At 35.1% G+C, this 11,988-nt stretch carries 14 protein-coding genes; 7 read left to right on the top strand and 7 right to left on the bottom strand.

Annotation, left to right across the window (positions count from 1 at the left end; all coding sequences use genetic code 11):
• Window positions 1–54 precede the first annotated feature (54 nt).
• The gene (locus BLR36_RS02000) at window positions 55–930 is read left to right on the top strand and encodes a hypothetical protein (protein ID WP_093059903.1); all 876 of its coding nucleotides are present in this window, start codon (window positions 55–57) and stop codon (window positions 928–930) included.
• A gap of 205 nt (window positions 931–1,135) precedes the next feature.
• Here BLR36_RS02000 and coaD read toward each other — a convergent pair whose 3' ends face one another.
• The 3 genes from coaD to BLR36_RS01985 are packed head-to-tail and all read right to left on the bottom strand — an operon-like array spanning window position 1,136 to window position 3,623.
• Window positions 1,136–1,621, bottom strand: a complete 486-nt coding sequence (gene coaD / locus BLR36_RS01995) for a pantetheine-phosphate adenylyltransferase (protein ID WP_093059901.1) — start codon at window positions 1,619–1,621, stop codon at window positions 1,136–1,138.
• A 1-nt stretch (window position 1,622) separates the two neighbouring features.
• The gene (gene rsmD, locus BLR36_RS01990) at window positions 1,623–2,189 is read right to left on the bottom strand and encodes a 16S rRNA (guanine(966)-N(2))-methyltransferase RsmD (RefSeq protein WP_093059899.1); all 567 of its coding nucleotides are present in this window, start codon (window positions 2,187–2,189) and stop codon (window positions 1,623–1,625) included.
• A gap of 15 nt (window positions 2,190–2,204) precedes the next feature.
• Window positions 2,205–3,623, bottom strand: coding sequence for a hypothetical protein (locus BLR36_RS01985; RefSeq protein WP_093059897.1), 1,419 nt, complete (start codon window positions 3,621–3,623; stop codon window positions 2,205–2,207).
• A gap of 53 nt (window positions 3,624–3,676) precedes the next feature.
• Here BLR36_RS01985 and BLR36_RS01980 point away from each other — a divergent pair, with 53 nt between their 5' ends.
• The gene (locus BLR36_RS01980; RefSeq protein ID WP_093059895.1) at window positions 3,677–4,063 is read left to right on the top strand and encodes a DUF7147 family protein; all 387 of its coding nucleotides are present in this window, start codon (window positions 3,677–3,679) and stop codon (window positions 4,061–4,063) included.
• A gap of 6 nt (window positions 4,064–4,069) precedes the next feature.
• Here BLR36_RS01980 and BLR36_RS01975 read toward each other — a convergent pair whose 3' ends face one another.
• Window positions 4,070–4,342 carry a YlbG family protein gene (locus BLR36_RS01975; RefSeq protein ID WP_093059893.1) on the bottom strand — a complete coding sequence of 91 codons (273 nt, stop codon included), beginning with the start codon at window positions 4,340–4,342 and terminating at the stop codon, window positions 4,070–4,072.
• Between the two features lie 121 nt (window positions 4,343–4,463).
• On the opposite strand from BLR36_RS01975, the gene BLR36_RS01970 reads away from it, so the two are divergent.
• Window positions 4,464–5,366 carry a glycerophosphodiester phosphodiesterase gene (locus BLR36_RS01970; protein WP_093059891.1) on the top strand — a complete coding sequence of 301 codons (903 nt, stop codon included), beginning with the start codon at window positions 4,464–4,466 and terminating at the stop codon, window positions 5,364–5,366.
• A 562-nt stretch (window positions 5,367–5,928) separates the two neighbouring features.
• On the opposite strand, the gene BLR36_RS01960 is transcribed toward BLR36_RS01970, so the two are convergent.
• The gene (locus tag BLR36_RS01960; protein ID WP_093059887.1) at window positions 5,929–6,378 is read right to left on the bottom strand and encodes a YlbF/YmcA family competence regulator; all 450 of its coding nucleotides are present in this window, start codon (window positions 6,376–6,378) and stop codon (window positions 5,929–5,931) included.
• A gap of 83 nt (window positions 6,379–6,461) precedes the next feature.
• Here BLR36_RS01960 and BLR36_RS01955 point away from each other — a divergent pair, with 83 nt between their 5' ends.
• Entirely contained in the window at window positions 6,462–6,959 is a 498-nt protein-coding gene (locus tag BLR36_RS01955) for a PaaI family thioesterase (RefSeq protein WP_093059885.1), read from the top strand.
• On the opposite strand, the gene BLR36_RS01950 is transcribed toward BLR36_RS01955, so the two are convergent.
• The gene (locus BLR36_RS01950; RefSeq protein ID WP_254771307.1) at window positions 6,908–8,299 is read right to left on the bottom strand and encodes a UDP-N-acetylmuramoyl-L-alanyl-D-glutamate--2,6-diaminopimelate ligase; all 1,392 of its coding nucleotides are present in this window, start codon (window positions 8,297–8,299) and stop codon (window positions 6,908–6,910) included. The two genes, BLR36_RS01955 and BLR36_RS01950, sit on opposite strands and share 52 nt — an antisense overlap.
• Window positions 8,300–8,476: 177 nt before the next feature.
• Between BLR36_RS01950 and BLR36_RS01945 the strand changes: the two genes are divergently transcribed.
• Window positions 8,477–9,208 (top strand): amino acid kinase family protein, encoded by a 732-nt coding sequence (locus BLR36_RS01945; protein ID WP_093060271.1) that lies wholly within the window; start codon window positions 8,477–8,479, stop codon window positions 9,206–9,208.
• Here BLR36_RS01945 and BLR36_RS01940 read toward each other — a convergent pair whose 3' ends face one another.
• Window positions 9,209–10,297, bottom strand: a complete 1,089-nt coding sequence (locus BLR36_RS01940) for a CAP domain-containing protein (protein WP_093059881.1) — start codon at window positions 10,295–10,297, stop codon at window positions 9,209–9,211.
• 151 nt (window positions 10,298–10,448) lie between these two features.
• On the opposite strand from BLR36_RS01940, the gene BLR36_RS01935 reads away from it, so the two are divergent.
• Together BLR36_RS01935 and ytvI are read left to right on the top strand one after the other, a co-directional pair.
• Window positions 10,449–10,814: a YugN family protein gene (locus BLR36_RS01935; protein ID WP_093059879.1), complete on the top strand. Its 366-nt coding sequence runs from the start codon at window positions 10,449–10,451 to the stop codon at window positions 10,812–10,814.
• A 104-nt stretch (window positions 10,815–10,918) separates the two neighbouring features.
• Window positions 10,919–11,983: a sporulation integral membrane protein YtvI gene (ytvI, locus tag BLR36_RS01930; protein WP_093059877.1), complete on the top strand. Its 1,065-nt coding sequence runs from the start codon at window positions 10,919–10,921 to the stop codon at window positions 11,981–11,983.
• The last annotated feature ends 5 nt before the right edge of the window (window positions 11,984–11,988 follow it).

The following is an 11,988-nucleotide window of genomic DNA, read 5'->3' as shown; positions in this document are numbered from 1 at the left end:
TATCACTTCCATTTTTTTCTGACAAAATTTATGTGAACAAAGGATGAATTTTACATGCATAGACTAATAACAATTGGCAGTTGGGCTCTTATTGTCCTTTTGTTTTTACAGCCTGGAGTTGCACACAAAGGTGCAGTCGAAGGTATGAGGATTTTCACGACCGCCCTACTGCCATATTTACTACCTTATTTAGTAATAACTCAGCTATTTATTCGTTCTCAAAATTCTTTTTTAAATACGACGAATAAGTTTAAACTGTACATTAATATTTACTTATTAAGTGCGATAGGTGGGTTTCCTAGTGGTGCTGCGATAATAACCTCTTTAAAGGACCTTGGTACACTTAATAAGAGCAATGCAGGGTGGTTGCTTGCCATATGCCATGCTCCTAGTCCAATGTTTGTTATAGGGTTTGTAGGAATAGAAATCTTCCATGCAGAAATTGCGGGAATTAAACTTTTACTAATAATCCATGCTGTCAATTTATTGTTTTTAATAGTATTTATCATTTTATCTCCTGCTATCCATGAAAATAGACATGTTCAAAAAACTTCTGATTCTCCATTTCAGGAAAGTATAAAAGAGACCTATCAAATATTGCTGCTCATTGGTACGACTGTTATATTTTTTACTACAGTAAGTTTTATCGTATTTGAATCCGTCAAAGAAATTGTCCCTAATATTTCACCTATCCTACTAGTTTTTGTAGCATCTCTCTTTGAAATGACTGGTGGAATTAGCTTAGCTGGAGAAATGTTAACAGGCTCCACGCTTTTACCTTTTATAGTTGCTCTTATTATTGCTTTTAGTGGAGTAAGTATTCATATGCAAATAATAGTGCTTGCTCAAAAAGCAAAGATACCTATTCGAAAATATATTCTATTCCGCTTTCTTCACATGCTCATCATTCCTATATTATTTTTCTTATAAGAGAAACCTAGATATCCTTTGATTGTAGCGAAGGTCGGACACTTTCAGTGGGCACAGCTCGAGTCCTCGAGCTGTGAAATAGATGAGATATCAAAACAGATTCAAGCGCGATACGCGTCCATCTGAATTTTTTTCCGAGATTTTTTTTACTTCCTAATCTTAGAAAAATAAAAAACCTCGATTGGATGTCGAGGTTTTCGTTTGATTAATTTTTATTATATTTTTCATTAAGTGCTAATTCAACATGAGCAGGAACAAGTTCCTCTATTTTACCACCATACCTAGCAACTTCTTTAACGATACTCGAACTAAGGAAAGAATATTGGTTTTTGGTCATGATAAAAAATGTTTCAATTTTATCATTTAGCACCCGATTCATAGACGTAATTTGCATTTCATACTCAAAATCAGAAACAGCGCGTAAACCTCGAATGATTGCACTTGCATTCACACTTTCAGCATAATCTATCAGCAGACCGGAAAAAGTTTGAACTTTGACATTTGGTAAATGGGAAGTGGCTTCTTCGATCAATTTAATCCTTTCTTCGACAGAGAATAGTGGGTTTTTAGAGGAGTTATTCAAAACAACAACATAAACCTCTCCAAAAATAGAGGCGCCTCGTTTAATAATATCTAAATGTCCATTAGTAATGGGATCGAAACTTCCTGGTACTACAGCTATTTTTCCCAATTTAATTCTCCTCTTCTTTCAGGCAACGATAAATAGAAATCACGGTACTTCCATATATCTCTTTTTTCACTAATTCAAAGTCACCATAGGATTTTTCAAGTGTGACATTTTTCTCGTGCTCACAAACTATAATCGCATTATCATTCATACAGCCTTTGTCTATTAATGTCTGAACTAAATCATAATACATTATTTTGTTATAGGGAGGATCTACAAATAACAGATCAATTTTAAGCTCTCTTTTCTCAAAAGCTTTCACTGCTCTTGTCGCATCGGCTTTAAAAATTTCTCCTGCATCCTCCAAACGACTTTTCATCAAATTATCTTTAATAGTTTGTACCGCTTTTGGATCCTTTTCGATAAAGATACATGTTTCAATACCTCTACTCAACGATTCTATCCCTAAATTACCACTTCCTGCAAACAGGTCAACGGCAATGCCCCCGTCAAAGTAAGGTCCAATCATATTGAATATGGACTCTTTTACTTTATCAGTAGTTGGTCTTGTACTCATCCCTGGAACTGCTTTTAAAGGCAGTCCTTTTTTCGAACCTGCTATAACTCTCATTTTTTAACTCCAATCCTAAAATTGTGCGGATTGTATAATGTTTATTCGTTTGTCTTGTTTTTCGATATTCAACAAAAACAAACGTATCATCCACGCTTCTTCAATATATAATTGTGTTCCAATAACTTCGAAAGGTTCTGATAAGGCATCATACCTTTTTTTATTCAATACATAAAAAGGTTCTTGAATCGGAAAACGAAATGCTCTCGTTTCATTCTGCACATATAAACCCTTGTCTGTATTTTTAAGAGTATACCCTAAAGCATTTAATAATGGTTCTGCTGCATATAAAACCTTTCCATCCTTGAATAGAATTTTCATTTGTTCCTGTTTTATCTCCTGGATGTAAACAGGTCGAGAATCTTCAAATAATAATGGGAAGTTTTCTGCCTCTGAGTGTGAATTGGATACAAAAAAGGACGTTTTTAAATTGATGATAGCTGTTAATAACTCATCCAATTTCGCTGCTGTTATTTGCTTATTGTTTTGTAAAGCAATTTGAAATTCTACTCGTTGATCAATTGTAAAATAATTATTTATCGTTTCATACATCCAAATTGACTTCGCTGATCCAACAGGTATTTCCATCAAAAAGCTACTCAGAACTTCAGCAATGAGCTGGTCGTCCTGCGCTAAATCATACTCAGCTTGTATATTGTTGATGATTAGCTGATTTTGTATAGATGCAATATCCCCTTGCTGGATAAAAGTAATACGTGAAGCATTAATATTATTCTTACCTTCTACAAAAAGTACTGCTAAATGCTCGTTATTCGTAAACTTTAATTCCTCAAGTAAGTTAGTGACTTCATCAGACAATGTATTAGATGCATATATAGTGAAGTTATCATCCTCATATTGAATCGGCAATACCTCTTGCTGCCAATACAATTCTTGAACATCACCAGCACCGAAAGAAAGTGTATAATCGATTAAATCAAGAGAAGTCTTACCAATTACAGGTAATCCAGATACCCACATCCCCCCTCTTTTCAGTTCATCTGTTATATGAAGTGAAGTGAGAGAAACCCCTCCTGTGTCAAGTTTTACAAGGAAGTTTTGAATTAATTGACCATCAATTAAACCATCTACTAATGGGATTTCATAAGAAACACTCTGGGTAGAATCTTCTCCAGCTTTAAACGTAGTCAAATCCTCCGTTAGGCGGCTACAGCTATCACTAGTTTCTAAATCGCAGCTTCGATTTTGACTGTTAATTGGCCATAAAATAGTAATTTCTTCATTTAGCAGATTGTTAAAGTGTTGTTTAATAACAAGCTTATCCTTCTTAACTTTCATATCCACTTCTTGCTCGTAGTAGAATGCTTGTCCATTCTCTTCCAAACCAGAAGAGTAGGCATCGTATTGAAACAAAAGAAGAACACTATTAGTAACAACTAGGAGTAGGCATAAAAAACTTAAAACAAATTTCATAGAATTGTCCTCCAACAAAGTGGTAAGATATATGAGAAAGGAAGTGTTTTCAAATGATTCAACGTTTTATAGAACTAGGTGAAGGTTATGGTGATATTTACGAACTTTGTGAACTTGCAAAGGTAAACAAGGACCGTATACATCAAGCATTTATTTTTTCTTCCACTAAAGACAATATTAACTATTTTTCTATAGCAATTGCATTGAAACCAGTAAATACTGCAAATTTTTTTCCCATATACATATGTCGAGAAGGAATCGTTGAAACTCAACAAGAGTCCAAAAGGCTTACTATCTTTAAGGAAGCTTTAAATGAGTTAGAAATCCAACCCATTAAAGTCGACATAAAGCATTCTTCCATCTATGTGGATGTAAATTTATATTATCAGTATATAATTGGAGTTTTACGTTTAAATCATTTAATACCACCGCTACAATAGGCTTAGTTATAATCCAATTTTATAATCGTATTCTTTTGCTTTATCTGGCTTGCTATTTTCAAATTCAGTTTTCAAAAATGGTCTATAGGATTCTAAAATTTCCTTGACATAAGGCAATTTGTTCATCTTTTGCTTGGCAGTTTCAATCTGATCCTGATCACAATATAATACGACATATTTTTGTCTTTTAGAAATATAATGGACGTGGCCAAACTTACGCAAAGATTTAGCTTGTTTTAAATGATGCACATAGACAATTAGTCCTTGTCTTTCTGTCATACTTTTCCCCTCATTTCTTCCTCTCAAGAATAACATATGGAGGAATTTGATAGCAACAACAACTAGCTGACAGTTTTGTGTAGTTTCGATATAATAATACTCTAAAAGGAGGAATTGATGGATGGGTAAAAAATCAAACGTTGCTTTCGCATTGGCTGCCGCAGCAGGTGCAGCGTGGGCTAGTACCAAAGTACTTTCCAAACCACAACGTCGAACGCCTAAAAAAGCCTTGGAATATGAGCACCCAATTGTACTAGCTCACAGGGGCGGATCAGCACTAGCACCAGAATGCTCTCCTTCTGCATTCGAGCAGGCTGCTAAACTAGGGGTTCATGGTTTTGAAATCGATATAAGACTAACAAAAGATGAAGAGATTATTGTATTTCATGATGAGGAACTTAGCAGAGTTACTAACTTTAACGGTAAAGTATCCGACTATACATTAGCAGAATTAAAAGAAGCTGACCTTGGACATCATTTTTTGGATCTAAATGGTGCTCCTTCTTATAGAAATTGCGGAGAACAGATAATAACTTTAGGTGAATTACTCAATGCCTATCCACAGATGCTTATTAACATGGATATAAAAGATGCACCTCATACATACGAGGGGAGCTTAATGCCTTCTAAATTATGGAGACTACTAGAAGAACATCAAGCATTTGATCGCGTTGTGGTTGCTAGTTTTTTCGATGACCAGCTAGATCGTTTTAACTTATACGCACAAAATTCAGTTGCACTTGGTGCAAGTGAAAAGGAAGTTAGAAAAGCATACACGGCATACACTAGCCAGTTTAAGCATTTATATCACCCAAAGGCAGACGTGTTTCAAATTCCAGTTCGATCAAATGTATTCCCTCTGGATAATCCAGGATTCATAAAATTTTTAAATTCTTTAAATATCCCTGTTCACTATTGGACAATAGATGATCCAGAAATGATGAAAAAGCTTATTAATAACGGAGCAAAAGGAATAATTACAGACCGACCTGATTTGGCGATGGAAGTTTTAAAACTAAATTAATAATAAAAACCTGGATATGCCATTGATTGTAGCTCCGGTCGGACGCTTTCCGTGGGCATGGCTCGAGCCTGTAGTCTCTCCCTCGTGCTGTCCCACTGGAGTCGCCGACCTGCGCTACAATCAACAAAACCACTTTAGATTAGGATAGTTAAATTCAATATCATTTAATTAAGTGATCTTTCTCTATTATTGGTTAGCACAAATTTGGTAATCTTTTTATCTTAGCGATAAGCTATGCCAAATCTTATAATCTAGTACTATACATTAATTGATTGAAGTAAAAGGTGGCGACTCCAGCGGGAAAAGCGTTAGGCGAAGACCCCGGAGCAAAGCGAGGAGGCTGTGGCAACTCCCGCGGAGGCCAACAGGATGTTGGTCACAAAGGCGTTGCCACACGACGTGGCGATGTTAGCCTTTGTACTCCACCTGTAACGGAAATCAGGGCATTTTTCGTACTTACAAGTCCCTTAAACCAAGTATTTGCGAAACATTTTTATAAAGTGTCTTATTATAAAAAAAAGATGTGTGCTGTTTATGCACACATCCAATCCATTGATAAATATTAAGCAGAACAAGAACAAGATCCGCCTGTACCGCATCCACTTCCACAGCTAGAGCTGGCAGAAGCAAAAAATGGATTGCTAACCGGAACTTTAACACCTTCTGAAACAGATTTACCAATTAACAAACTCACTTCGTCCAATAAGTCCTGCAAGTCGTTCTCAGCAACCTTCAAGTGCGCCACTGCATCTACCATATCCAGTTTTCGTTTAGTAACTCGAATGTCTTTCATAACCTTCGAATAATCTGGATGGTATTTCCCGAAACGCTGAACCTCTTCGTATTGCTCCTTCAGCCTAGTGAAGCTATTAACCTCACTTACTAAAGTTGAATCTGTATATACAGCACGATGTGCATCTAAGTATTGGTAAAATTGTTCAGAGGAAAGAATCATAGTACATAATATATCCGATTGGTCCATTATATCGGCCCATTCGTTTGTCATAATCATTTGATTAACCTCCAATCTGAGTTAATCATACCAGAAAACTAAAAACAAATGCCATACTATTAACTTATTGTTAGGAGAAAATAATGAACAAACTACAAGACTTATTTGAAACAGTGACAAAACAGGCAACAGAACAAGAGCTAAACCTAGTAAATGATTTTCTACACGCTATTCAACAGAAGCAACAAAACGATGCACCTACATACTTAAATGCGATATTTCAAATGGACACTCAGTACAAACAAGATCAATGTACTGTCACTATGCCAATAACCCCCATCTCACATAATAGTTTTAATATGCCACATGGTGGTATTATCGCAACACTTGCGGATAATGCGATGGGATTTTTAATAAATAAAGATTTACGCTCAGAAGGAAAAGGTGCTGTTACAACGAATATGACAGTTCATTATGTTAAATCCTCGACAGAAAAAAACTTAATCGCAACTGCTACATATTTACATAAAGGTCGTCAAACAATCGTGATGGAATGTACTGTAACTCAACCAGACGGAAGAAAAATTGCTTATGCTACTGGATCATTCTTTGTTATTAATCCTCCTACTTCTTCAAAATAGTCATTGACTACATCACGGTCAGAAAAAGGGACAACAAGGTCATGTAAAATTTGCTCTTGTTCATGTCCCTTCCCTGCTATTAAGACTGTATCCCCTTCTTTTGCCATCTTTAATGCATAAATAATAGCCTGTTTTCGATCGGGTTCTATTCTAAACTTCTTTTTATCTAATCCACTTACAATATCTTTTATAATATCTGTTGGTTTTTCATTTCGCGGGTTATCCGAGGTGATGATCGCTTGTGTTGCAAAAGTTGTAGCCACCTTTCCCATCTCATTTCTTTTTTTCTTGTCTCTATTCCCCCCACAGCCAAATACAACGTAAATATTTTTTTTTGCAAAGGCTTTAATGGTTGAAAGACATGCTTCTAAAGCATCTGGTGTGTGTGCGTAGTCAATTAAAACATTAATTCCATTATTGTTATCCACATGCTGAAATCTTCCGTTCGGTAGTGTGAGTGGTTCTATTTTTTGAATTGGTATGTTCAAAGCACATAAAGAAGCAAGTGCGGCAGCGAGATTCATCCCGTTATAAAATCCACTATTTCTCATTTTCACTTCTACTTCTTCTTTTTTCACTTTAAATTTATAGGTTATCTCTTCCTCTTTGTCGTTTTCCTGTTGAAAAACAACCGTGTTACGTTCATCCAAGCCAAAACTTATAATAGGTAAAAAAGAATTTTGAGCGACTGTTCTACACCATTCATCATCTGCATTTACTACTAGTTTGGTACAGAGAGGTACGAGTAATTCTTTAGATTTTTTGTATGGGACCATTCCCCCATGAAACTCAAGATGATCCTTTCCGATATTCAAAAACACTCCAATATCGATTGGATAGTTACCTAAGCGATTGTCCAATAACCCCTGTGAAGAAGCCTCTAATATGATGAATTCAACGGAATGCTCATAACAATAATGTACAATTTGTATAAAATCGTAAAATGGTAACGTCGTATTATTGCGAAAATTTTGTTCCAACTGTTTTCCGTTGATAAACACACCTAATGTCCCTATAACACAGACAGACTTCCCTTGCTGTCTGAGTAATTGACCTATAAAAAAAGAAACAGTTGTTTTTCCATTTGTCCCTGTTATCGCTACTGTTCTTACTTTTCTTCCATACAACTCATAGGTTTTTTTACTGATTCTTTCCTTTAATCGTTCCATATCGGAAGGAATAATAATCTGCGGTACACTGCAATCAGCTATGAAAGTGTCTGATATCACTGCACTTGCCCCTAAATGTATTGCTTCATCTATGATGCGTCGATCTTTTCTTTCAGCGATAAATAAATCGCCTTCTTTGATCTGCTTTGAAAAATTTACGATTTTGCTCATCCGACATATTGAAAATTCTCCAATAACCTTATATGTTAAGCCTTTTAAAAGTTCATTTAACGGATAAATAGTAACACACTCCCTACACCATTCTAGTAAAATCGCATACAGTAAAATGAATTCCCTGTATCGTATGAACGGAGTGTTTGAAATGTCACGAATAGAGTGGTTGAGATTATGATTGTTCAAAAATTTGGCGGTATCGCCATGCAAAATCATCAGAACAGACAATTAGTAATGCAACGAATACAGCAAGCGATAAATATCCATCAAAAGGTACTTGTCGTTGTATCCGCAATGGGCAGAAGAGGAAAGTCATATGCAACGGATACATTATTGGATTTGCTTCCATCCACCGAAAATAGCATTGAAACCGATTTGCTCTCTGCTTGTGGAGAGTTGATCTCAAGTTCTGTTCTTTCATCAGAACTAAAAGCTAAAGGAGTATCTTCTACGCTTTTATACGGAAGAAACGCCGGTATCATTACAAACGATTCGTATGGAAATGCTCTCATCAAAAAAGTAGATCTAAGTTCTATACATTTGGCATTTGAAAATTTCCAATGTATCATCGTACCCGGATTTCAAGGTGTCTGCGATAGTACAAATAACTTTACTACATTAGGAAGAGGCGGAAGTGATCTAACGGCCGTTGTTTATGGTCATTATTTAAAAGCTGATATGGTTGAATTTTACAAAGACGTACCAGGTATTATGACGTCCAATCCTTTAACGAACAAGGACGCTAAACTCATACCTTTTATGAACTACGAGCAACTTCACGAGAAAATTGATGAACCGGTCGAAGTTATACAAAAAAGAGCAGCCACGTTCGCTGCCCTTCATCAAGTTCCTTTGCATATTCGTTCGTTGTATCAAGATAGTAAGGGTACTTTTGTTTCCACCTAATTATGGAAGAATATCTTTTGTAGTATTTACGGGTATTCGTTCAATAAAGTTTTGCGTATAATAGCTACCGTAAACACCAATTCCAGTATGTGTATAATTCTTTCCTAATAAGATTTCTCGGTGATCTTTAGAACTCAGCCAACCATTTACTGCTTCTCCAGCATCAAAATAGAAAGCAGCTGTATTTCCAGCCGCACTAGAAAACTCAATGGATGACTCTTTCAACTGATCACTAAACTTAGATACTTCAAATTTTTCATTAACGACAATATTGTTTCTTGCCATTTCTTCACTATTATTCATCGCAATATTTTGCAATTTATTGTCAGACACTAGTAATCGAAGATTGTTTCGGTAACGAACTACATTTGTTAGTTCAAATATCTGTCTTTCATTTGCACGATCTATTGCAGCTTGGAATAGGGAGTCTGGTGTTTTTGTTTCCACCATTATTCCATGATAGAGAATATCATAAGGTTTATGCAGAAGAATAGTCTTAGGATCCGTAAACCTAACTGCTTCAAGTTGCCGGCTTTCTGAATCTATATAAAGCATAGCAAATAAATTATCAAATTGAACTAATATTCTACTTTCTATGTCATCTTCTGTAAGTGTAAAGGTATAAGTATTCGAATCTATTGAAAATGTAATTTCAGATTGAACTAACGTAAATCGATAAATTTCATCTAAGTTCTGTCCAATTTTATAAGGAGCAACCTCTAAGTTAGCACCCGCAGCAAAGGCTTGTGTTACTTTATCACCTTCCACTCCGATTAACAAATATGTGGTAAGAGATTGATTGTAAACCCACCATTCATAACCAAATGCTGATGGTTCGGTTCGGGTAGGTTTACCCAACATCTCAATAGCATCTTGGGTCGAACCTCCAATTAATGTGGAGATTCCACTTTTGGGACGTGTAAATACCGTTTCTATCTCCGTTACTTCAGGAGAAGTATCTGGTATTACCTGTCCTCTATTGTTTGACCCCGTAATTAGTTCATTCTCCTGTACAGGATTATCAAAATATATAAATATTACTAGTACGATAGCTATAGCAATTACAATTCGGATTAAATTATTCATCATAACTATTTCTCCTTACCCGTCCACCATTACTTTTAGTATACCAAGGTTAACTAGAAAGACACAATGTTACCATTGCAACATTATCAAATTTGAATTAATATTAATAGGAACAGATTCTATTTGGAATATGAACGTGAAGGAGGACAATTCAATGTATTTCGAAAACACTGGTATAGAAAACACTGTCATAGATCTTAATATATTAGATGATCTTATGAAAAAGCAAGGTTTAATCCGTGCAGGTCAATGGGATTATGAGCGCGTAACTTATGATAAAAAGTATGTGATAAAAGAAGGTACATTTTATCTTCGAGTATTTGGTTTTACAAAAGATGGTGATGTAGGTGCACATGATGCAAATATTACACTATTAAAACCTGTTATAGGCAAACACTATTATCCACATGGTGTAGAATATGGCGAAAATGAAGTCTTCCCAAAACACCTATTAAAATCATGTGAACAAACATTAGCTGCTGTAAAAGCGGATTTAGCTGCTTTTGAAGTACACGCTTAATAGATATATACCTTAACGCAAGAGTTTCTTTCTCTTGCGTTTTTTCTGTTCAAAAATTGCGAACTTGTCTATACTGATAGTAAGAGTCAAGAAAGGAGCATACAATGGTCTTAAATTTTTTAAAAAAGGAATACATAAAATATTTTGTTCTAGCTGTTATGCTCTTATTATTAGCTATATTTATACTTCCTGTATCTATTCCCATCATACTCGCTTTATTAACAGCTATCATAATGGAACCTATCGTAAAATTCACTCAGAAAACGTTTAAATGGAAACGTAAACCTGCAGTAATAACTAATTTTGTTCTTTTTATCAGTGCCATTTCTGGTCTACTGTATTTAGTAATTACAAAACTTTTTAGTCAGCTCATTTATGCCTCACAGACCATTCCTTCTAATATTAATAACTGGACTGGGTTATGGATTGATATGCAAAACAGTTTATTTAAATATACGGAAGGTCTACCAAAAGAAGTAGTAGAATCCATTCAAAATAAATTTGATGCGACATTAGAAAGTATGAGAGATGCCCTTTTAGATATACTTAGTTACAGTAATATTTCTGCGTTATTAACGAATATACCGAATTTTTTAGTTAGTTTTATAGTATTTATAATTGCCCTTTTTTTATTTATGTTAGATTTACAAAATTTACAAGTTAAGTTTTTTCATTATCTTTCAGATAATACAGCAAGCAAAGTGCGATTTATTTTTGCTAGTATAAAAAAAGTGGCTATTGGTTTTATGAAAGCACAAATAATAGCAAGTTTCATTATTTTAGGAGCTGCATTCATCGGACTTTTATTTATTATTACACCAAAATATGCTCTCATTATGGCACTAGTTATATGGATTATCGATATTATACCGATACTGGGTTCTATTGCAGTTTTAGCACCGTGGGCGATTTACCATTATTTGACCGGTGATATGGTATTAGGTACGAAGTTAACTATATTAGCAGTTATTTTGTTAGTAATTCGAAGAGCTGTAGAGCCTAAGTTGATGGGCTCGCAAATGGGGATATCCCCTCTAGCAATCTTAATAGCCATGTTTATCGGGGCAAAGCTTTTCGGTTTCATTGGGTTTATGTTAGGTCCGCTTGTAGTTATTATTTTTATAACTGCTAAAGAATCCGGAATGCTAAAACTTAATTTTAAAATTTAAAGATA

Origin of the sequence: Psychrobacillus sp. OK028 (genome assembly GCF_900103605.1) — a bacterium.
Classification (GTDB): domain Bacteria; phylum Bacillota; class Bacilli; order Bacillales_A; family Planococcaceae; genus Psychrobacillus.
The sequence above is the reverse complement of the archived record's forward strand: the minus strand, read 5'-3'. Positions and strand labels throughout refer to the sequence as shown.

Excerpts from the sequence above, each read along its gene's own strand:
- BLR36_RS02000 (WP_093059903.1), top strand. The coding sequence starts at position 55 with ATGCATAGACTAATAACAATTGGCAGTTGGGCTCTTATTGTCCTTTTG.
- rsmD (WP_093059899.1), bottom strand. The coding sequence starts at position 2,189 with ATGAGAGTTATAGCAGGTTCGAAAAAAGGACTGCCTTTAAAAGCAGTT.
- BLR36_RS01985 (WP_093059897.1), bottom strand. The coding sequence starts at position 3,623 with ATGAAATTTGTTTTAAGTTTTTTATGCCTACTCCTAGTTGTTACTAAT.
- BLR36_RS01980 (WP_093059895.1), top strand. The coding sequence starts at position 3,677 with ATGATTCAACGTTTTATAGAACTAGGTGAAGGTTATGGTGATATTTAC.
- BLR36_RS01975 (WP_093059893.1), bottom strand. The coding sequence starts at position 4,342 with ATGACAGAAAGACAAGGACTAATTGTCTATGTGCATCATTTAAAACAA.
- BLR36_RS01970 (WP_093059891.1), top strand. The coding sequence starts at position 4,464 with ATGGGTAAAAAATCAAACGTTGCTTTCGCATTGGCTGCCGCAGCAGGT.
- BLR36_RS01960 (WP_093059887.1), bottom strand. The coding sequence starts at position 6,378 with ATGATTATGACAAACGAATGGGCCGATATAATGGACCAATCGGATATA.
- BLR36_RS01955 (WP_093059885.1), top strand. The coding sequence starts at position 6,462 with ATGAACAAACTACAAGACTTATTTGAAACAGTGACAAAACAGGCAACA.
- BLR36_RS01950 (WP_254771307.1), bottom strand. The coding sequence starts at position 8,299 with ATGAGCAAAATCGTAAATTTTTCAAAGCAGATCAAAGAAGGCGATTTA.
- BLR36_RS01945 (WP_093060271.1), top strand. The coding sequence starts at position 8,477 with ATGATTGTTCAAAAATTTGGCGGTATCGCCATGCAAAATCATCAGAAC.
- BLR36_RS01940 (WP_093059881.1), bottom strand. The coding sequence starts at position 10,297 with ATGATGAATAATTTAATCCGAATTGTAATTGCTATAGCTATCGTACTA.
- BLR36_RS01935 (WP_093059879.1), top strand. The coding sequence starts at position 10,449 with ATGTATTTCGAAAACACTGGTATAGAAAACACTGTCATAGATCTTAAT.
- ytvI (WP_093059877.1), top strand. The coding sequence starts at position 10,919 with ATGGTCTTAAATTTTTTAAAAAAGGAATACATAAAATATTTTGTTCTA.